Here is an 18,632-nt window from a genome sequence, read left to right on the forward strand (position 1 = left end):
ACTGAGGTGGCTGAGAGTGATCGGGTTTCTGGTGGTGGGGGGCTCTGGGGCGGGGCTAAGGCTCAGCCTCGCCCTTGAGCAGGTCGTGCTGTCCGTAGCAGCGCAGCAGCTTGACGGCGTGCGCGGCGTTGCGGGCCCCCAGCTGACCGAGCAGGATCCGTACATCGGCTCGTACGTCAACGGGCGGACGCCGCAGCCGTGACGCGATCTCGTTGCTCGTCATCCCCCGTACAACGAGCGGAACCAACGTCTGCAGGTCGTCATCAAGACAGAAGGGCCCGGGAGCCTTGAGGGGGTTGGACAGCAGCTTGTGTTCGTAGATGGCCAGGACCAGCTCGGCCGCGGTGCGGACACCGATCCTGGCCTTCGCTGTCCGCTCGTAGCTCGCCACCGTGTTCGGCGACAGGTGCAAGTGCGCGCCGACTTCCCTGACGGTCAGGCCGTCGGCCAGCAACGCCACCACCTGAACCTCCCGCCTCGTGAACGCGATGGAGCTGCCAGCCCTCACCGAGCCCACCGCCGAGATCGCTCTCATGGCGGTGTCCGCGGGTGTCTTCATGACGTGCCTGCCGTGGTCTGGATCCCAGGAGCGGAGGTGAGGAGACCGACGAGCTTCAAGGCCTGTGCTTCGGCGAACTCCATCTCGATCGCGCTGGGGGTGTGGCGGCAGTCCGGGTGCAGCTCGTAGAGGGCGCAGCCGCCTGCGGCCTCCTCGATGACCCGCCGCATACGGACACCGAATTCGTACTGCCCGTCGTGCTCATTGAGATCGAGCCCCTCGGCGATGTCCTCGGCGCCGAGGGCGTCGGCCAGGTTCGTGGCCGACGGCATGTCCGCGATGTCCTCGATATCGACCGCGACCCTGCCCTTCTCGGAGGGCGCCACCTTGGCGTCGACCTGGTGAAGGGCGAGAGCTTCGTACAGCTGCCGAGCCAGGACCTGAGCCCGGTCGGCGGGTGCACGCAGCAACTCGGCCAGCCGGTGGCCCGAGTCCGCGTCGGCGAACTCCACCCTCGCATCCTGGCCATCTCGGCCCACCATCTCGACCGTCGCCTCGATCCGGCTGCTCGCGAGCCAGCTCCTCAACTCGTCCACGTTCGAGGCGCCCACAGGGCCAACGCCGATGGGCCAGAGCAGGCAGGGAAGACAGCCGTCCCGATTCTCGACAAAGGCGGGGGACTCGGACATGAGGGTGGCGCCCGCCAGCGCTCGGAACAGCTGTTGCGCCTCGGTCGGGTCGGTACTCACCACGAGGTTCCTCTCGGACAGATGGTTGGTGCGGCCGCGGTATGAGGCCTGAGGTGCTGGGGAGGGTGCAGCACGGTGTCCGGGACGGCGTCTCGGAGTTCCAGCAACAGGTAGCGGGCCAGGACGAAGGGCAGGCGGCTGGTGTCGGTGAACAGGACGCGCTCGTCGGGGGCGCTGGGTTTGCCGTCGGTGTAGAGGGTGCCGATCACACCGATCGGCTCGACCTCGGGGACGCGGACCGTCAGGTAGCCGCGGCGCAGGGTCGCGCACCGCTCCAGCGCGAGCTTGGCGTGAGGGCGGCAGATCGGGGGCGTCGTCGTCTCTATCGTGGCCGGCCACGTGCGCCAGTCCCGGTCCGCGTGGAGAAGCCACAGCCCGCCCGCGACGGGCTCAAACTCGGGCGGCTTCATGCAGTACGCGCACAGCCGGCGGTCGGCCGCCTCACGCTGGATCTCCGCGTCGAACTCCCCATACACGGGGAGCCCGCCGCGGGGGCCGTCCCACAGCTCCCACAGCACGGGGAACAGGGTGTCGAGCTGGTCTGCGCGCCGTCCGCCCTTGTACTGGATTCCGTCATCGCTGACGATGACCAGCGGATGCTGGGGATGGCGGCCTTCCCGCCGCGCGACGGCCGGGGCTTGAATCGTGCTCACTCAGGTCTCCAGGTGGGGCCGGTGCAGGGCCCGTTCGCGGGTGGAAGTATGGGAAACCGTCCGTGGACGGTGCACAACGGGGTGGCCGGCCGCCCCCGGATCAGTTGGGAGCAGGGGGCGGCCGGGGCACTCTGGCCCACCGGTGGGCGACGGTGGGCCAGGCGCCGCGCCCCGGCCGCTTGGCCGGTGCCCCGGGGCACCCCGCTCGGCCTGAGAGGCGGGGCGGGGTTCCGGGGAGCGGGCGGGGCCCTTCGAGAGCCGTCTCCCAGGTGCGAGGGTGGGCAGCGCCGGGGAGGCGGCGGTCAGGAGAGGTACGTGAAGTACGTGTACGCGAGCCAGCCCACGACGGCGGTCGCAAACGCCAGCAGCACCGAGGTCGTCACCGGCCCGAACCCGCCCCGATCCAGCACCTTCATCGGGTGGCGGATCGCCCACCGCAGCCGGGGGAGACGGCCGCGGTCGCGACGGACGGTCATCGGCGTCTCCGCGGGCCGAGCACGATCAGCACTCCGAATGCCACCAGCAGAACCCACCCGATCCACGTCATGCCCCCTCGACGGAGCGGGCCCCGCGCGGGACCATCGACCGCCGATACGAAGCCCAATCCCGGCGCACCGAGTCGCTGCGCCGAGTCGGCACGGGCACCTCCAAAGGGTTCGACTTGGGGAGCGGCAGTCCGGCCTCCGCGCCGCGCCGGGCCTCGCCCGGCGGACGCGGGCCCAGCGGGGCACGCTCAACCTGCACTTCGCGCGGTAAGCCGCCGCGGGGAACCTCGAACAAGGGAGACCTCCAGGAGAGATGTATGGGGCGCGGTTGGGTGTACGGCTACGGCGTGCTGGTGGGCGTGGGGATCTCGACCCAGACCGTGCGGCGGTCGGCGTCGAACCCCCATCTGCCGCCGAGCTCGGTGGTGAGGCTGTCGACCAGGAACAAGCCCCGGCCGTTCTCTTCCTCCGAGGCCGCCGACCGCAGAAGGGGATGGCCGGCCCCGGAGTCTTCGACCTCCAGCCGTGCCTTCGTGCCGGTGACGAGCAGGGACAGCGTCACCGGTCCACTGGCGTGCTCGATCGCGTTGGTCACCAGCTCGCTGACGATCTGCTGCATGGCCTCCACCAGAGCACCAAGGTCCAGGTGGCGAAGCTGCGCGGTCACGAGCGTCCGCATGTGGCCGACACGACGTGCATCAAGGACCGACGCAGTCCCCGATGATGCGCACTTGGCGGTGAACCCGCACTGCATCAGGGCGTCAGTTCGACGACGGGCCGGGCCCGGCTGCTCCAGCGCCTGCACGGCTCGCTGCGGGGTGATCGTGTTCGTCATGGTCCACACCTGTCCGAGTCGGCGGTGTACAAGGAGTCGTGCCAGCACTGGGAACGGGGCGATCTCCGAGGTTTCGGATCCTTGCCCGTCCCTGCTCAACTAGCGTGATGGAAGTGCCAGTTAACATTCAAGGGAAACTCCGAAAGGCAGTAAATTGGCACATGCCACGTGTCCTACAGAGGGTGTTGCGAGGGGGACGGGCAGTGCCACACTCCGGTCAGGGACCTTCATCTGCCGGACAGGTGCCCCGGCTACGGGGACAGGGGTCTCGCTGTGACGGACAGGGCGACGAAGTAGGGAGACAGGCGGGTGGCCGCACGACAGGGACCGACGTATCTCCGGGTGGCACTTGGCAAGGAGCTGAGTGCCCTGAGGCGGGAGAAGGGGGAGACCGCAGAAGCCGTCTCCGTCGCTCTGGGGTGGTCGCGACCCAGGCTGAGCAGGATCGAAGCCGGCGAGATTCCTCTGCCCAAGCTCGAGGACCTCAACAAGCTGCTCGACCACCTACAGGTGATAGACCTGGATGACCGGGCCACGCTAGTGAGGATGCACAAGGACTCCCTCAACAAGGAGCCGTTCACCTCTTACCGAAACGTCCTGCCGTCCGGGTGGCCCATGTACATGGGCCTGGAACGCGACGCCAAGGGCATCTTCGGATACGAGAACATCAACGTCCACGGCCTGCTCCAGTGCGAGTCCTACGCCAGCGCCCTCATGGGCTCGGCAAAGGTGGTCGAGGAACGCACCACAGACGCGGTAGAAACGAGCGTCCGGCTTCGCATGGAGCGGAAGAGTCTGCTTCTTGGGGAGGGCGGCCCGGAGCTCCACATCATTCTCACTGAAAATGCCCTGACTCGGCAGATCGGCACGACGGAGGTCATGCGCGAGCAGTATGCCGAGATCGAACGCCTAGCCAGGCTCGACAACGTCGATGTTCAGATCCTCCCGGAGCTCGGCGAGGGGATGTATCGGGCGGCTTTCAACTTCACGATCTTGGAGTTCACGGGCCTGGACGCCGTGGTGCAGAGCGACAGCCACAGGGCGACGACCATGTGGTCCAAGCCTTCCGATGTCGGTCAGTACCAGAGGCAGTTCCAGGCCATGGCCAAGGCGGCGCCAGGGCCTTCCGCGACGCCGCAGATCCTGCACAACCTGGAGAAGAAACTATGGAAATGACCAGCTACGCCGTCTCTACCCAGCTGGCGCCCGAGAGCTCTTGGACGAAGTCGTCTTACAGCGACCAGCAGGGTGGCAACTGCGTCGAAACAGCCGCGACGGCCACGGTCGTCGGCGTCCGAGACTCCAAGGCGACGGCTGGTCCGGCCTTCGCGGTCACCCACGCCTCGTGGACGACCTTCCTCGCCTCAATCTGCTAGGCGGCATGGTCTGGACCTAACCCTGCCGGGGGTGGTCCTCCTCGCGGTCATCGAGGAGGACCACCCCGCGGTATTTCTCCATCTTGACCCACGCCTCTGACAGGCGCGCCGACCACGGTCATCAGGGTTTGTACGGTCCTGAGTTTGGGGTGCCGGTCCAGACGTGCTGCTCGTCGGGTGTGACGGTCATGCCGAAGTCCCAGATCGACGGCGTGTCCCGCGCGGCCCAGAGCTGTTGGCCGACGGCAATCTCCGTGAACAGCTTGCGGGGGCCGCCTTCGTACGCCGCGGTGTTGCCGGCGCGGTCGGTGGTGGCGGTGGCCCAGGAGCTGGTGCCGTCGTGCAGGTCGACGGTGACTTCCTCGCCGGTGTCCTTGGTGGTGATCCGGATGTCCGGGTGCGACACCCGGAGGGCGAAGAGCAGGTGTGGGTTGAGGAGCGGCCGTGGCTCATGGTCGAGGCGGACTGCGCGGTCGGGCGGGCCGTCGCCGCGGACGGTGTGGAGTTCGCGTCCCTGGTCGACTCCGCGGCTGGGCATGAAGGTGGCGAGGCCCTGGATCCAGCCGGTCGCGGACTTTCCGTCGTCGGCGACGGTGAGTGCGACGTGTCCGAGTCGGCCCCAGGGGATGACGAGGCGGCCGCGAGGCTTGGTCTGCTCGATCCACGTCCAGGGGACGAGGTCAACGGCGTAGGTGGCGATCACCCTGTCGTACGGTGCGGACGCGGGCCAGCCGGCGTTGCCGTTTGCGGTGTGCACGGCGACGTCGAGCCCGGCCGCCGCGAGTCGGTGTCGGGTGGCGTCGGCGAGGTTGGCATCGACTTCCACGGTGGTGACTTTCCCGGGGCCGGCGCGGGTGGCGAGGATCCCGGCGTTCCAGCCCTGCCCGGCCCCCAGCTCCAGCACCCGGTGGCCGGGGTCGGCGTCCAGGGAGTCGGCCATGTCGGCGACGACGGATGCGCAGGAGAGGCTGGAGCTGGGAAGGCCGTCGCGGATCTGGGTGATCGCCGAGTCGTCAGGCCCCGCGTAGACGAGGTCGGCCCAGCCGTCGGGATCGATCGCCCGGTCGACGGGCACGTAAGCGTGGCCGTTCCATGTCCAGAGCCGGTCGGGGGCGAACTGGTGGCGGGGGACGGTGTCCAGGATGGCGCGGCGGACCCACGCGGAGTCCGCCGGCCATGCACCCTGGGCGTCCATGGCGTCCGCGAACGCGCGGCGCCGCTGGTCAAGACGCGCGAGGGTCATCGGGTCATCGCCTGCGCTTACCGGTGCCCGGCCCCGGGTCGGGGGTGGAGACCTTGCCGTCGGAGTTGCCCGGCGGCGGCGTGCCGCCGCTCAGCGGCGGGTTCGGCGTCGCGTGGCTGCCGCCCCCGCCGCTGCTGCCCGTGCTTCCATCGCCCTTGCCCTTCATGACGTGCTCCCCTAATTCCTTCGTAGCGGTTCCGAATCAGGCGGGTTGCCTGTCCGGGCTGTTCGATGGCGGGTTTTGCCATGCCTGAGATGTTCCGGGCCTGTGAGGCCTTGAGGAAGAACGGCAGGCAGATCCCGTGAGGGTGGTGATGACCTCGCGGGCGCCGGGCGTACGCCTTGTGCTCCCCTGGCCGCTGAAGGCCTCAAGTGAGAGTGGCGGCGCCCGGCGTCTCCGTGGTTGTCATCACCCACCACTGGGTTGGTTCGTTGATGTTCGTGGTGCGAGCCCGTCGTGCGGTGACCTCTTGCAAGCCCCGAGCCGTTGAGCTCTTAGGTAGGCCGAGGCCCGTGTGGTGCGCTGGTGCCACGAACGGCTTGTGAGATGGCGGACCGACCGGAGAGGTCGAGTCCTTGAATTAGGTCGCCGCGTGGCCCGCATGTGCTCGCTACCAGCACAGATGCCTGCAATAAGGGGAGGAAGAGAGTGATCTACTGCGGGATCGACTGGGCCGAAAATCACCACGATGTGGCCTTGGTGAACGACATCGGAGAGCTGCTGGCCAAGCGCCGCATCACGGACGACGTGGCTGGCTATCAGCTGCTCCTGGACCTGTTCGCCGACTACGGCGACACCGAGGAAGATCCGATTCCGGTGGCGATCGAGACCAGTCGGGGCCTTTTGGTCGCCGCTCTGCGGCAGGGCAGGCGGCAGGTGTTCGCCGTCAACCCGATGGCCGCGGCCCGATACCGGGACCGGCACGGCGTCTCGCGCAAGAAATCCGACCCGGGCGACGCCCTGGTCCTGGCGAACATCCTTCGCACCGACATGCCCATGCACCGGCCTCTGCCCAACGACAGCGACCTCGCCAAGGCAATCGCGGTCCTCGCGCGGGCCCAGCAGGATGCGACCTGGAACCGCCAGCAGATCTCCAACCAGCTCCGGTCCCTGCTCCGCGAGTACTACCCCGCCGCCCTGGAGGCCTTCGCCGTCTGGCAGAACGGCCTCTGCCGGCCCGAAGCTCGTGCCCTGCTGGCACTGGCCTCGACTCCGTCCAAGGCCGCGAGCCTGTCCCGGGCCCAACTGCGGTCCGCCCTCAAACGAGCTGGCCGCACCCGCGGTATCGACGTCGAAGCAGAACGCCTCCGCGAGGTGTTCCGAGGTGACTTCGCCCATCAGCCGCCGCTCGTCGAGGACGCCCTGGGCAAGCAGATGCTCGCCCTGCTGCGACAGCTCGACGCCGTCTGCATCGCTGCTGACGAGCTCGCCGAGGCGGCCGAGGCCTCTTTTCGCCAGCACCCGGACTCTGAGATTCTGCTCAGCTTCCCCGGCCTTGGGCCGCAGACCGGCGCCCGGGTGCTCGCCGAGATCGGAGACGACCGAACCCGCTTCGCCGATGCTCGCTCGCTGAAGGCCTACGCGGGATCGGCACCCATCACGCGTGCCTCCGGCAAGAAGCACCACGTCGGACGCCGCATGATCAAGAACAACCGGCTCCACCACGCCGGCTACCTCTGGGCGTTCTCCTCCTTGCGGGCGTCGCCTGGAGCAGACGCCCACTACCGCCACCGACGAGAAGTCGGGGACTGGCACGCCCAAGCTCAACGGCACTTGTTCAACCGTATACTCGGCCAGCTCTTCCACTGCCTCAAACACATGGCGCTGTTCGACGAGCATCAGGCGTTTCCCTCCTCTCTGGCAGCAGTGGCTTGACGGCTTAGCTCCGTGAGATGTCTCACTCCGGTGTGGTGGTGCCTGGAGCGGACCTGGCCGGCCGTGGTCGAGCGCCGTGGTGTCCGGTCACTACGAGACCACACGGCGGCGCCCCGTAGACCACGTTGCCCTGGCCCTGCATCGCGTATGCAGTTCCCGCATACGCAGTGTGCCCGCCCGGTCACAGCTTCTAAGGTGGGGGCGGCAGACCAGCGCTTGTCGACGGAGGGCGCCCGTGAGCACTGACCCGCTCTGGAGCTCCCGCCGCGTCCTGGACTTCGCCGAGCGCCGGCATACGGGTTCACTCATTCGCGTAGGCCGCCAAGCCCGCGGCTGGCGCCAGAGCGACCTCGGTATCCGCCTGGCCTGCTCGCAGTCCACCGTCTCCCGCCTCGAGCAGGGTCGGCACCTCGACCTGCCCCTGCTCAAGCAGGCCGCCGACGCGGTTGGTGTTCCGCCGCAGCTCCTGAGCACGTCCTTAGGGCTAAGTTTCCCACCAGCCCCTACAGTTGTTACATCCAGGACATCGGTCGAGGAGGATCCCATGCGCCGCCGTCCCCTCATCGCTGCAGCGGCGCTCGCCGTCCCTCTCAGCCTCATGTCGCGGCTGGAATCCGCGCTCGCCTCGACGCCCGAGCCCAGCGGCGTCCCCGCCCGCACGCTCGACGCCCGCCTGGCCGCTGCCCGGGGACAGTTCGACGCCGCCTCCCACGCCGGACTCCTGCGCACGCTCCCGAGCCTGCTCGCCGACACCCACCAGGCGGCGGCCGAATCCCGGCGGGACCTCGACTACGCGCGGCTGTCCTCGGCCTACACGCTCGTCTCCCAGCTCCTGAACAAGCTGGGCCAGTATCGGCAGTCGCGGCTGACCGCGGACCGGGCCACCTTGTACGCAGAGGTGTCCGGATCCCCGCTCGCGGCGGCCGCCGCGACCCGTGAGCTCGCCGCCGTACTCCGCCACCAGGGCCAGGAAGCCGCGGCCCAAAGGCACATCGAGGCCGCGGTCGCCCGCGTGGAGGCCACTGGCCTCACCACGGACGCGCAGGCGTCCGCCTTCGCGCAGATGCTTTGCAGCACCGCCTACACGGCCGCCGTCGCCGGAGACCGTGACCAGGCACTGGCCATGATGCGGGAGGCCGCCCGCGCCGCCCGAGATTTGCCCGACATCCCGCCCGCCGGCCGCCTCTTCCCGATCACCCCGGCGTCCGTCGACCTCTATGCCGTCGGCGTCCACTGGGCTCTCGGGGATGCCGGGACCGCCCTCGAAGCTGGCCGCAACCTGCACGCGGAGCAGTTCGCGACCGTCGAGCGCAAGGGCCGCATGCATACGGACCTCGCCCGGGCCTGGTGGCAGCGCGCTAAGCCGGAGCAGACGGTCGGTGAACTCCTGGCCGCGGCCCGGCTCGCCCCCGGCGAAGTCCGTGACCGGCCCGCGATTCGGCAGATCGTCGACGACCTCTACGCCAAGCACCCGCACGTCGGCGGGGTCCGCGAACTCATCAAGGTGACCGCCGCCGCATAGTCTCGGCCTGCTCAGATCGCTCGCAGCCAGCTACTCGGCTGCCTCGGTCGATGGCTCCGGAGCTGTCGAGCGGGCCTGTGCCGAAGCCGCGTGGGCCGGTCCTCCGTGCAGCGGCACCTTGGCGAGCGGGTCGCTGGCACCCAGTCCATGCTGGCGCCCATACACGATGTCGGCTGTGTGGGAGCCGGGCGCCCATCGGCTGGCGATGTTCCGTTCGGCGAGCGAGACCGCGGCCTCGATCATGTCCGTATGGGCGCCGGCTCGCCATCCGTGGGAAGTCACCTTCTTCCCGTCGATGTACGGGACGCCGGCGCGATCCGCGAGCTCTTGGAGCCGGTCGTCTAGTGCTCTGACCGCATAGGTTCACCGGGTTTCTGCCCGCGCTGAGGCTGGGGCCGATTGGATGGGGGCTGACATCCCGGTCAGCGTGTGGAGGCGTGGTGGCAGATCCGGTCAAGGTCCGCAGACTGACTGATCAGGAGGGGCAGCGGCTGCAGCAGATCGTGCGTCGGGGCAGCACCAGTTCGGTGCGCTACCGGCGGGCGATGATGCTGCTGGCCTCGGCCGGCGGGAACCGCGTGCCGGTGATCGCCCGGTTAGTGGCGGCCGACGAGGACACGGTGCGCGACGTCATTCACCGCTTCAACGAGATCGGCCTGGCCTGTCTGGACCCTCGATGGGCGGGAGGCCGTCCCCGCCAACTCAGTCTTGAGGACGAGGATTTCGTCGTTCAGACGGCCACCACCCGCCCGGTCAAGCTCGGCCAGCCCTTCACCCGCTGGTCGATCCGCAAGCTCGCCGCCTACGTCCGTAGGGTCCACGGCCGGGTGATCCGCCTCGGCCGCGAGGCCCTGCGCTGCCTGCTCGCCCGACGCGGCGTCACTTTCCAGCGGACCAAGACCTGGAAGGAGTCCACCGACCCCGACCGCGACGCCAAGCTGGACCGGATCGAGCACGTCCTGGACTGCTTCCCCGACCGCGTTTTCGCGTTCGACGAGTTCGGTCCGCTCGGCATACGCCCGACCGGCGGATCCTGCTGGGCCGAGCAAGGCCGGCCCGACCGGATCCCGGCGACCTACCACCGCACCCACGGCGTGACCTACTTCCACGGCTGCTACTCCATCGGCGACGACACCCTCTGGGGCGTCAACCACCGCCGCAAGGGCACCGCCAACAGCCTGGCCGCGCTCAAGTCCATCCGCGCCGCCCGCCCCGACGGCGCCCCGATCTACGTGATCATGGACAACCTCTCCGCCCACAAGGGTGCCAAGATCCGCCAGTGGGCCCGGAAGAACAAGATGGAGCTGTGCTTTACCCCGACCAACGCCTCCTGGGCCAACCCCATCGAGGCGCACTTCGGGCCGCTGCGGCAGTTCACCCTCGCCAACTCCCACCACCCCAACCACACGGTCCAGACCCGTGAACTGCACCGATACCTGCGCTGGCGCAACGCGAACGCCCGTCACCCCGACGTCCTGGCCGCGCAACGCCGCGAACGCTCCCGCATCCGCAGCGAGAAGGGCATCCGCTGGGGAGGCCGCCCCAGCACCGCCGCAGCCTGAGCGGACTGCGGCTGCCGACCGGGCAGCCGGGATCCGATCCAGCGATCAGCTGACGCGGGCGGCGATGGTTCGCGCACAGACCAGGGACTCGGTATGCGTCGTGTCCACCTCCAGGTCATAGATCACGGCCTCGTGCACCACATCCGCCTGCGACGCGGCCATCCCCTGGATGCGATCTCCTCGTGCGACCTCACGGCCTGCGGCGACCGCACTCTCACACCTGACGCCGACCCACAGCACGGCCAGTCCGCCAAGAGCCTTCTGCCACCGCTGCTGGGACCCTGCTCCGCCGAGGAAGACGTCATCGATGATGACCCTGGCGCCTGCACGGGCCATCGCCACGACGCCGTCCATCCAGGCAGCCTCCAGCGCCCGGAAGTCCGCCCCGACGCTCACCCCGCCGTCCACCGCGAACACGATCCCTCCGTCCGACGCCCGCATCTTCGCGGGCAAAGCGTCGACGAACGAGTCGCACCCGAACGCCAGCCACGGATCCGGCAGTACTGACTGCAGACACCGTACGATCCCGGACTTCCCCGAGCCGGAACCACCGTTGAGAATGATCATCTGAATCGTCACCGCGCCACGGTAAGGCGCGTAACCCACGGCACGAAACAAATATCGGCACACACTGCTCTGCTGCCACAACCCGGTGAACGTTCCCGGTCAGAGCACTAGGGAGTTACGGACTCGGGCTGACATGGAAGGCTCAGATGTTCGACGAGCAGCCACACCCGGCGTTCGCTCGGATGATGAAGGCATCAGCAGGCACCGGAATCCCCACCCTTCAGTTGCTGGCCATGGACGCGCCCTACCTGCAGGCGATCGACGGCGACTTCGAGGGCTACGCGGGCAACGAACTCGTATTGACCCTGAGGGAGTTCGACAGTTCCAGCTGGGATGTCCGCACAGCCGACGCCTGGGTGCTGAGTGAGATCCAACGGCGTTACCCCGACGCCAGGCCAATGACCTCAGACGAATGGGACTCCACGAACTGATCCTCCCGAGGATGGAGCCACGGAGCCACCGGTTGTGCACGAGCTCTTCGTGCACACGGTGTCGTCGCACACGAAGCAACCATCAGAACCCAGACACCGACACAGCCTGTGCCCAACAGGAGTGTCGCCGTCCCCCCGCTTCATCGCCACGCAGAGTGTCGTCCAACACCAGCCTCGCCGTGCCCCGCGCCGCACACACCACCCCGTACTGGACCTGGCGGTTCACCGGCGGCCTGGTGGTATCCCTCGCCGGTCAGTCATCGCCGATCCGGCCGGGCGTTTGATCTGGGCATCGGACGCGCTGCCGGGGGCCACTCACGACCTGACCGCGGCCCGGACCCATGGCATTCCCGCCGCTCTCGCCACCGACGGCGTCAAGTGCTGGGCGGACAAGGCCTACCAAGGTGCGGGTGCTGCCGTCCGCGTCCCGTTCCGGGGCAAGAACCTTCGCGGCTGGCGCCGACGTCACAACCGGGACCACGCCAAGATCCGCAGCCTCGGCGAACGCGCCATGGCGACCCTCAAGTGCTGGCGACTCCTGCGGAAGCTCCGCTGCAGCACCACCCGAATCACCGCAGTCGTCCGAGCCGTCGTCGCCCTCGAACTCGCCAACTGATCAAGATGGAAAAGGCTCAGTGCCCCACCGACTTCCAGCACGACGATCAAATGATCCCGGCACAGCGATTGAACACACCTTGTCACATTGTCAGGTTCCGCGATGGTGCCGTCGTCTGCCTGGAAAAGCAGGTGCAGTCCCCGCGCGTCTCGTGTGCGGTGAGGCAGAGTGTTCCATGATCGGGTATCGGGTGTGAGTTCTGCAAAGAATGGCAACAGCGATTGCGGTCGCCACGACTGCCTCACGCCCGTCTCAGGGCGTCACAACGTTAGCTGGAGGCAAAGGTTAAATGTCTAACATCGGACGTCTAGCGGCCAGGCTGAGTAGCCGAGCGATGACGTATGGAAGACGGACGTCCGGTAGGACTCTGAAATGGGTCGCGTACCTGTGTGCGCTATTTACTTTCATGCTCGCCCAGAGCCTTGCCCAGGCCGCCCCTCCGGGTACCTGGATCAGTACTAGCGCCATGGAGGAGATCCGCCTAAACCACACGGCAACGCTTCTCAACACCGGCAGAGTCCTTGCGACTGGTGGCATCAGCGCTGATGCGCCGGAACGTTACAACCCCACCGATGGGACCTGGAGCACGACCGGACCTCTGGGAACCAACCGCAGTTCTCACTCGGCAACGCTGCTGCCCGACGGCAGAGTCCTGGCGGCGGGCGGCTTTAGCAGTACCGGCGTTGCTTTGTCGTCGGCTGAGGTTTACAACCCGGCTAGCAATACATGGAGCGCCGCCAACTCCATGGCTGCATTCCGCTCGAATCACAGGGCGACACTCCTGCCCAACGGCAGAGTGCTCGTAACCGGCGGTTCGGGAGCTGACGGAGTTTCTCTCTCGTCGGCTGAGGTATACAACCCGGCTAGCAATACATGGAGCGCCGCCAACCCTATGGCTGCGGCCCGCTCGAATCACTCGGCAACGCTGCTGCCCGACGGCAGAGTCCTGGCAGCGGGCGGCCTTAGCAGTATCGGCGTTGCTTTGTCGTCGGCTGAGGTTTACAACCCGGCTAGCAATACATGGAGCGCCGCCAACTCCATGGCTGTACTCCGCTCGAATCACACGGCGACACTCCTGCCCAACGGCACAGTACTCGTGGCAGGGGGTCTTTCTGCATCGGCGGAGACCTACAACCCCACCAGCGATACGTGGAACGCCACCGGAGCTATGACAACCCCCCGGCGTCTCCACACAGCAACACTGCTGACCAACGGCACGGTACTCCTTGCAGGCGGCCGCGGCACTAGCGGGGTTGTCGTATCGTCGGCGGAGTTTTACGACCCCAGCGGACGTACGTGGAACGCCACCGGATTTATGACGGTTGCCCGCGCAGGGCATACGGCGACACTGCTGCCCAACGGAGACGTCCTCGCTGCTGGAGGTACATCAGCCAACCAACCGCTGTCGTCGGCAGAGCTGTATACCCAGCCGCTCTTGCTCTCCGCGACCGATCTCGTGTGTGCTCCGAACCCCTCGGCGTCCGGGCAGAACGTGACCTGCACCGCCACCGTGACGGGCGCAGGCAACCTTCCGGGCGGGCAGGTGGAGTTCAAGGACGGCAACACGGTTCTTGACACCGTCCCCCTCGCCAACGGCCAAGCACAGTTTGAGACCAGCACACTCACGTCCGGCATCCACACCATCACGGCCACTTACAACGGTGACCCCACCCACGCAGCCTCCAGCGACACCTTCACCCAAACCGTCAACCAATCCGCCACGACTACTGCCACGAATCTGGAGTGTGCTCCGAACCCCTCGGCGTCCGGGCAGAGCGTGACCTGCACCGCCACGGTGACAAACACGAGCTCGGGTACCACTCCGAGCGGGCAGGTGGAGTTCAAGGACGGCAACACGGTTCTTGACACCGTCCCCCTCGCCAACGGCCAAGCACAGTTTGAGACCAGCACACTCACGTCCGGCATCCACACCATCACGGCCACCTACAACGGTGACCCCACCCACGCAGCCTCCAGCGACACCTTCACCCAAACCGTCAACCAATTCGCCACCACAATCACGGATCTGGAGTGCACCCCTAACCCGTCAATTTTCGGGCAGAGCGTGACCTGCACCGCCACGGTGACAAACACGAGCTCGGGTACCACTCCGAGCGGGCAGGTGGAGTTCAAGGACGGCAACACGGTTCTTGACACCGTCCCCCTCGCCAACGGCCAAGCACAGTTTGCGACCAGCACTCTCACGTCCGGAACTCACACCATCACGGCCACTTACAACGGTGACCCCACCCACGCAGCCTCCAGCGACACCTTCACCCAAACCGTCAACCAGGCCACCACAATCACGGATCTGGAGTGCACCCCTAACCCGTCAATTTTCGGGCAGAGCGTGACCTGCACCGCCACGGTGACAAACACGAGCTCGGGTACCACTCCGAGCGGGCAGGTGGAGTTCAAGGACGGCAACACGGTTCTTGACACCGTCCCCCTCGCCAACGGCCAAGCACAGTTTGCGACCAGCACCCTTACGGTCGGAACCCACACCATCACTGCCACCTACAACGGCGACAGCGGACATCAGGGCTCCACCGGCCAGGTCACCCACACCGTAAATCAGCAGCCGACAACAACGGTCGTGGTATCCGCCCCGAACCCGTCGAACGAGGGGCAGGACGTTACGTTCACTGCCACTGTCTCCGATACCACCACCCCGACGGGCACGGTGGACTTCACCGACGGCTCCGTCATCCTGTGCGACAACGCGCAGCTGACGGAGACGAGTACGGGGTCAGCGACAGCGACCTGCACGACCAACACACTCACGGTCGGCGACCACCCGGTTACCGCCGCCTACTCCGGCGACACCACCCACGAGGCCTCGACCAGCACCCCCTACACCCACACAGTGAACGCCCTCACATGCGCCACCATCGACACCAACACCATCCCCGCCCGTTACACCCTCATTGAGGGCGGCAACCGCAGCGACATGCTCACCGGCACCGCCGGGCCCGACATCATTCTCGGCCACGGCGGCAACGACCAGATTAACGGCCAGGCCGGCGACGACCTCCTCTGCGGCGGAAACGGCAACGACACCATCCGCGGCGGCGACGGCAACGACCGTATCGAAGGAGAAGACGGCAGCGACGTCCTGCGCGGCGAAAACGGTGACGACACCGTCATCGGTGGAAACGGCAACGACGTCCTCTTCGGAGGCCCCGGCAACAACACCCTCGACGGCGGCCCCGGCAACAACGTCATCAACAACAACTAACCTCGCGTTTCCCTGAACGAGCTGTCCAAGCAGTAATCAGAACAACAGAAAGTGCCTCTGACAGGTAAAAAGTAAGGACCTTCCAGGCCCTTACTTCGCACCTGGCAGAGGCACTTTGGAGCGTGTCTGAAAGTTCGTGTAAGTCCGTGATGTGGAAGCCTGGCCCGGGGCTCGGCCTCGGGCCTGTGGGCCAGGCGGATCGGACGAGTCATGGCAGACAAAAACGGAGCGGCCGCGTCCGTGGCCGACGGCAAGACGGTTGACGAGGTGGTCGAGCGGCTGCTCGACAAGGCTGACTCCTCGGGGGCGGCTCTGCTCGGTGAGGGCGGGCTGCTGACGGAGATCACCAAGGCCGTTCTGGAGCGGGCCCTGGAAGCCGAGATGAGCGAACACCTCGGCTACGAACGCGGAGATTTGGCAGGTCACGGGTCGGGGAACTCCCGCAACGGGACCTCGTCCAAGACGGTGCTGACGGACGCCGGCGCGGTCACTTTGGCGGTGCCGCGGGATCGCAACGGCGACTTCGAACCGAGGCTGGTACCGAAGAACGCCCGCCGCCTGGCGGGGTTCAACGACCGGATCCTCTCCCTCTACGCCCGCGGCATGAGCGTGCGCGACATCCGCTCCCACCTCGCCCAGATCTACGGGGTCGAGGTCAGCCCGGACCTGATCAGCAAGGTCACCGACGCCGTGATCGACGAGCTCGTGACCTGGCAGAACCGGCCCTTGGACGCGGTCTGGCCGATCATCTACATCGACGCGTTGTGGGTGAAGATCCGCTCTGGCTCGGTGACCTCGAAGCCGGTCTATCTGGCCGTCGGCGTCGACATGGACGGCCGCAAAGACGTCCTGGGCTTGTGGGTCGGCTCCGAGGGTGAAGGCGCCACCACCTGGATGGCGGTCCTCTCCGAGCTACGAAATCGGGGCATCGAGGACGTCTGCATCGTGGTCTGTGACGGGTTGAAGGGCCTGCCCGACGCGGTCACCGCGACCTGGCCCAAAGCCACCGTCCAGACCTGCGTGATCCACCTGACGAGAGCCTCGCTCAGGCTTTCGTCGTCGCGGGACCACCCCAAGCTGGTCCCGGCCCTGAAGGCCATCTACACAGCCCCGACCGAGACCGCGGCCGAGCAGGCCCTCGATGCTTTCGAGGCCTCTCAGCTGGGAGAACGCTATCCCGCGATCGTCCGGACCTGGCGGTCGGCCTGGCCGGAGTTCACGCCCTACCTGGCGTTCCCGCCGGCCATAAGGACCGTGGTCTACTCCACGAACATGGTCGAATCCATGAACGCCCGGCTCCGCAAGGCCACTCGAAATCGAGGCCATTTCCCCTCGGAGCAGGCCGCGTTAAAGGTCCTCTACCTCGCGGTCCGCGAGCAGATCAACCCGAAAGCGCGCGACGCGAACCACGTCGCCGCACACTGGAAAGAGGCACTGAACCAGTTCTCACTCTTCTTCGAGGACCGGCTCAGCATCCAATAACACCAGACGACTTACACAAGATCGCTGACACACCCGCACTTTGTGCCCACACCAGGGGCCCGGGCTCCGGACCCCGGGCCCCTGGTGCCCTGGGTGGGGTTGCGGGGGGTGCCCCTATGGGTTTGGTCAAGGTGATGGGGCGGGTTGGGGTTCGTAGAAGGTGCCGTCTCTGAGCATGGCGAAGAGGACGTCGGCTCGTCGGCGGGCGAGGCAGAGGAGTGCTTGGGTGTGGTGCTTTCCCTGCGCGATCTTCTTGTCGTAGTAGGCCCGGGATACGGGGTCGGCGAGGGCGGCGAAGGCGGAGAGGAAGAAGGCCCGTTTGAGCTGCTTGTTTCCTCTCCTGGACGGCTGTTCGCCGCGGATCGACGACCCCGAGCTGCGGGTCGCGGGGGCCAGGCCGGCGTAGGCGGCGAGGTGGGCGGCGGACGGGAACGAGCTGCCGTCACCGACGTCGATGAGGATGCGGGCTCCGGTCCTGACGCCGATCCCCGGCATGGACGTCAGGACCTTGGAAAGAGGGTGGTTCTCCAGCAGTTCCTCGATTCGGGCGGCGAGGAGTTTGCGCTGGTCAAGCGCCGCTTGGAGAGAGCTGGCGAGGCTGGGAACGATCAATGCGGCCGCGTCGGTGCCCGGGACGACGACGGTCTGTTCGTCTAGCGCCGTGAAGATGTCCTCGACGAGCCGCTCGGCCATCCGGGGCGCCTTGGGACGTATCAAGGTCACGAGTCGGCGGCGTCCGGCCTTGCGGATCTGGGCCGGGGAACCGAACTGGTCGAGGAGCTTGAGCACGGCCGGGTGCTGCACTCGCGGGCCCAGGACCCGTTCCAGCGAGGGATGGATCTGCGTGAGCAAGCCCCGCAGGCGGTTGCTGATCCGGGTTGCCTCACCGGCGAGGTCGTCGTCGAAGCCGACGATCATCTCTAGTGCTGTGACCGGAAAGGTTCACCGGGTCGCGACGCCCGGCACGGCACCTCGCCGCGTTGTCGGACCACGCCGGTACGTCCAGTACGAGGCGCGGTCCTCCGCCTTGCGATGCACCGCACCGAACGCCGCGACCCGGTGAACCTTTCCGGCCACAGCACTAGCTCGGCGATGGTCTCTTCCTCGAGGTCGACCGAGCGGAGGGTGTGGGGCATGACGCGGGCGGCGTCCGCGATGACGAATGCGTCGCGGGCATCGGTCTTGGCCTCGCCTGGATAGAGATCGGCGATCCGTCTCATCGTCAGGCCCGGCAGATAGGCGACTGGGCAGCCCATGTCACGGGCCACCGCTAGCGGCAGGGCCCCGATCGAGGCCGGCTGGTCGACCACAACGAGCACGGTCCCGTGCTTGGCCTGCCGTTTCCCGAAGACCTCGCGGAGCCTGGGCTCGCTGTTGGGCAGCCGTTTATCGAAGGCCTTCTTCCCGGCCGGCGTGACGGCGGTGGCGTGGTGTTCGCCCTTGCCGACGTCCAGGCCGAGGAAGGCACCGATGCCGCTGATGTCGATCACGTGCGTCC

General features: G+C 67.2%; 16 protein-coding genes and 3 pseudogenes. 9 read left to right on the plus strand and 10 right to left on the minus strand.

The genetic code is table 11. The features are described 5' to 3' along the window. Positions 1–55: 55 nt before the first annotated feature. From AC3IYI_RS42155 to AC3IYI_RS42175, 5 genes are all read right to left on the minus strand, one after another. A complete protein-coding gene (locus AC3IYI_RS42155) occupies positions 56–559 on the minus strand; it encodes a LuxR C-terminal-related transcriptional regulator (protein ID WP_489412234.1) in 504 nt (167 codons plus the stop codon). Next, positions 556–1,248: a hypothetical protein gene (locus tag AC3IYI_RS42160; protein ID WP_489412235.1), complete on the minus strand. Its 693-nt coding sequence runs from the start codon at positions 1,246–1,248 to the stop codon at positions 556–558. The genes AC3IYI_RS42155 and AC3IYI_RS42160 overlap by 4 nt, the downstream gene beginning before the upstream one ends. Then, on the minus strand, positions 1,245–1,901 hold the full coding sequence (locus tag AC3IYI_RS42165) for a hypothetical protein (RefSeq protein WP_489412236.1): 657 nt from the start codon (positions 1,899–1,901) through the stop codon (positions 1,245–1,247). Before AC3IYI_RS42165 ends, AC3IYI_RS42160 begins: the two co-directional genes overlap by 4 nt. A gap of 302 nt (positions 1,902–2,203) precedes the next feature. Further along, the gene (locus AC3IYI_RS42170) at positions 2,204–2,377 is read right to left on the minus strand and encodes a hypothetical protein (protein ID WP_489412237.1); all 174 of its coding nucleotides are present in this window, start codon (positions 2,375–2,377) and stop codon (positions 2,204–2,206) included. Between the two features lie 349 nt (positions 2,378–2,726). Further along, the gene (locus AC3IYI_RS42175; RefSeq protein ID WP_489412238.1) at positions 2,727–3,221 is read right to left on the minus strand and encodes an ATP-binding protein; all 495 of its coding nucleotides are present in this window, start codon (positions 3,219–3,221) and stop codon (positions 2,727–2,729) included. A gap of 309 nt (positions 3,222–3,530) precedes the next feature. On the opposite strand from AC3IYI_RS42175, the gene AC3IYI_RS42180 reads away from it, so the two are divergent. Both AC3IYI_RS42180 and AC3IYI_RS42185 read left to right on the plus strand, forming a co-directional pair. Further along, the gene (locus AC3IYI_RS42180) at positions 3,531–4,397 is read left to right on the plus strand and encodes a helix-turn-helix domain-containing protein (protein WP_489412239.1); all 867 of its coding nucleotides are present in this window, start codon (positions 3,531–3,533) and stop codon (positions 4,395–4,397) included. Continuing rightward, positions 4,394–4,597: a DUF397 domain-containing protein gene (locus tag AC3IYI_RS42185; protein ID WP_489412240.1), complete on the plus strand. Its 204-nt coding sequence runs from the start codon at positions 4,394–4,396 to the stop codon at positions 4,595–4,597. Before AC3IYI_RS42180 ends, AC3IYI_RS42185 begins: the two co-directional genes overlap by 4 nt. A gap of 121 nt (positions 4,598–4,718) precedes the next feature. On the opposite strand, the gene AC3IYI_RS42190 is transcribed toward AC3IYI_RS42185, so the two are convergent. Together AC3IYI_RS42190 and AC3IYI_RS42195 are read right to left on the minus strand one after the other, a co-directional pair. Beyond that, on the minus strand, positions 4,719–5,840 hold the full coding sequence (locus AC3IYI_RS42190) for a methyltransferase domain-containing protein (protein ID WP_489412241.1): 1,122 nt from the start codon (positions 5,838–5,840) through the stop codon (positions 4,719–4,721). A gap of 4 nt (positions 5,841–5,844) precedes the next feature. Continuing rightward, positions 5,845–6,006, minus strand: coding sequence for a hypothetical protein (locus AC3IYI_RS42195; protein ID WP_489412242.1), 162 nt, complete (start codon positions 6,004–6,006; stop codon positions 5,845–5,847). Positions 6,007–6,489: 483 nt separating this feature from the next. Between AC3IYI_RS42195 and AC3IYI_RS42200 the strand changes: the two genes are divergently transcribed. The 3 genes from AC3IYI_RS42200 to AC3IYI_RS42210 all read left to right on the plus strand — a co-directional run bounded on the left by AC3IYI_RS42200 (position 6,490) and on the right by AC3IYI_RS42210 (position 10,800). Then, entirely contained in the window at positions 6,490–7,716 is a 1,227-nt protein-coding gene (locus AC3IYI_RS42200; protein ID WP_489412243.1) for an IS110 family RNA-guided transposase, read from the plus strand. Between the two features lie 235 nt (positions 7,717–7,951). Next, the gene (locus AC3IYI_RS42205) at positions 7,952–9,238 is read left to right on the plus strand and encodes a helix-turn-helix domain-containing protein (protein WP_489412244.1); all 1,287 of its coding nucleotides are present in this window, start codon (positions 7,952–7,954) and stop codon (positions 9,236–9,238) included. 440 nt (positions 9,239–9,678) lie between these two features. Further along, on the plus strand, positions 9,679–10,800 hold the full coding sequence (locus AC3IYI_RS42210; protein ID WP_489410304.1) for an IS630 family transposase: 1,122 nt from the start codon (positions 9,679–9,681) through the stop codon (positions 10,798–10,800). A gap of 45 nt (positions 10,801–10,845) precedes the next feature. Here the strand turns inward: AC3IYI_RS42210 and cpt are convergent, their stop codons facing one another. After that, positions 10,846–11,379 carry a chloramphenicol phosphotransferase CPT gene (gene cpt, locus AC3IYI_RS42215; RefSeq protein ID WP_489410303.1) on the minus strand — a complete coding sequence of 178 codons (534 nt, stop codon included), beginning with the start codon at positions 11,377–11,379 and terminating at the stop codon, positions 10,846–10,848. A gap of 134 nt (positions 11,380–11,513) precedes the next feature. On the opposite strand from cpt, the gene AC3IYI_RS42220 reads away from it, so the two are divergent. The 4 genes and pseudogenes from AC3IYI_RS42220 to AC3IYI_RS42235 all read left to right on the plus strand — a co-directional run bounded on the left by AC3IYI_RS42220 (position 11,514) and on the right by AC3IYI_RS42235 (position 17,134). Further along, positions 11,514–11,798 carry a hypothetical protein gene (locus AC3IYI_RS42220; RefSeq protein ID WP_489411930.1) on the plus strand — a complete coding sequence of 95 codons (285 nt, stop codon included), beginning with the start codon at positions 11,514–11,516 and terminating at the stop codon, positions 11,796–11,798. Positions 11,799–12,054: 256 nt separating this feature from the next. Next, positions 12,055–12,414: pseudogene (locus AC3IYI_RS42225) on the plus strand (transposase family protein); the annotation flags it as partial. A gap of 466 nt (positions 12,415–12,880) precedes the next feature. After that, the gene (locus AC3IYI_RS42230; protein ID WP_489411929.1) at positions 12,881–15,652 is read left to right on the plus strand and encodes an Ig-like domain repeat protein; all 2,772 of its coding nucleotides are present in this window, start codon (positions 12,881–12,883) and stop codon (positions 15,650–15,652) included. A 210-nt stretch (positions 15,653–15,862) separates the two neighbouring features. Beyond that, positions 15,863–17,134 carry an IS256 family transposase gene (locus AC3IYI_RS42235; protein ID WP_489411928.1) on the plus strand — a complete coding sequence of 424 codons (1,272 nt, stop codon included), beginning with the start codon at positions 15,863–15,865 and terminating at the stop codon, positions 17,132–17,134. Between the two features lie 126 nt (positions 17,135–17,260). Here AC3IYI_RS42235 and AC3IYI_RS42240 read toward each other — a convergent pair. Both AC3IYI_RS42240 and AC3IYI_RS42245 read right to left on the minus strand, forming a co-directional pair. Then, positions 17,261–18,067: pseudogene (locus AC3IYI_RS42240) on the minus strand (IS110 family RNA-guided transposase); the annotation flags it as partial. A 152-nt stretch (positions 18,068–18,219) separates the two neighbouring features. Continuing rightward, positions 18,220–18,624: pseudogene (locus AC3IYI_RS42245) on the minus strand (IS110 family transposase); the annotation flags it as partial. Between the last annotated feature and the right edge of the window lie 8 nt (positions 18,625–18,632).

This window comes from Streptomyces sp. GL_148 (assembly GCF_057834205.1).

What these genes read in the sequence shown, in the direction of transcription:
- AC3IYI_RS42155 (WP_489412234.1), bottom strand. Translation starts at nt 559, where the DNA reads ATGAAGACACCCGCGGACACCGCCATGAGAGCGATCTCGGCGGTGGGC.
- AC3IYI_RS42170 (WP_489412237.1), bottom strand. Translation starts at nt 2,377, where the DNA reads ATGACCGTCCGTCGCGACCGCGGCCGTCTCCCCCGGCTGCGGTGGGCG.
- AC3IYI_RS42175 (WP_489412238.1), bottom strand. Translation starts at nt 3,221, where the DNA reads ATGACGAACACGATCACCCCGCAGCGAGCCGTGCAGGCGCTGGAGCAG.
- AC3IYI_RS42185 (WP_489412240.1), top strand. Translation starts at nt 4,394, where the DNA reads ATGACCAGCTACGCCGTCTCTACCCAGCTGGCGCCCGAGAGCTCTTGG.
- AC3IYI_RS42190 (WP_489412241.1), bottom strand. Translation starts at nt 5,840, where the DNA reads ATGACCCTCGCGCGTCTTGACCAGCGGCGCCGCGCGTTCGCGGACGCC.
- AC3IYI_RS42195 (WP_489412242.1), bottom strand. Translation starts at nt 6,006, where the DNA reads ATGAAGGGCAAGGGCGATGGAAGCACGGGCAGCAGCGGCGGGGGCGGC.
- AC3IYI_RS42220 (WP_489411930.1), top strand. Translation starts at nt 11,514, where the DNA reads ATGTTCGACGAGCAGCCACACCCGGCGTTCGCTCGGATGATGAAGGCA.
- AC3IYI_RS42230 (WP_489411929.1), top strand. Translation starts at nt 12,881, where the DNA reads ATGGAGGAGATCCGCCTAAACCACACGGCAACGCTTCTCAACACCGGC.
- AC3IYI_RS42235 (WP_489411928.1), top strand. Translation starts at nt 15,863, where the DNA reads ATGGCAGACAAAAACGGAGCGGCCGCGTCCGTGGCCGACGGCAAGACG.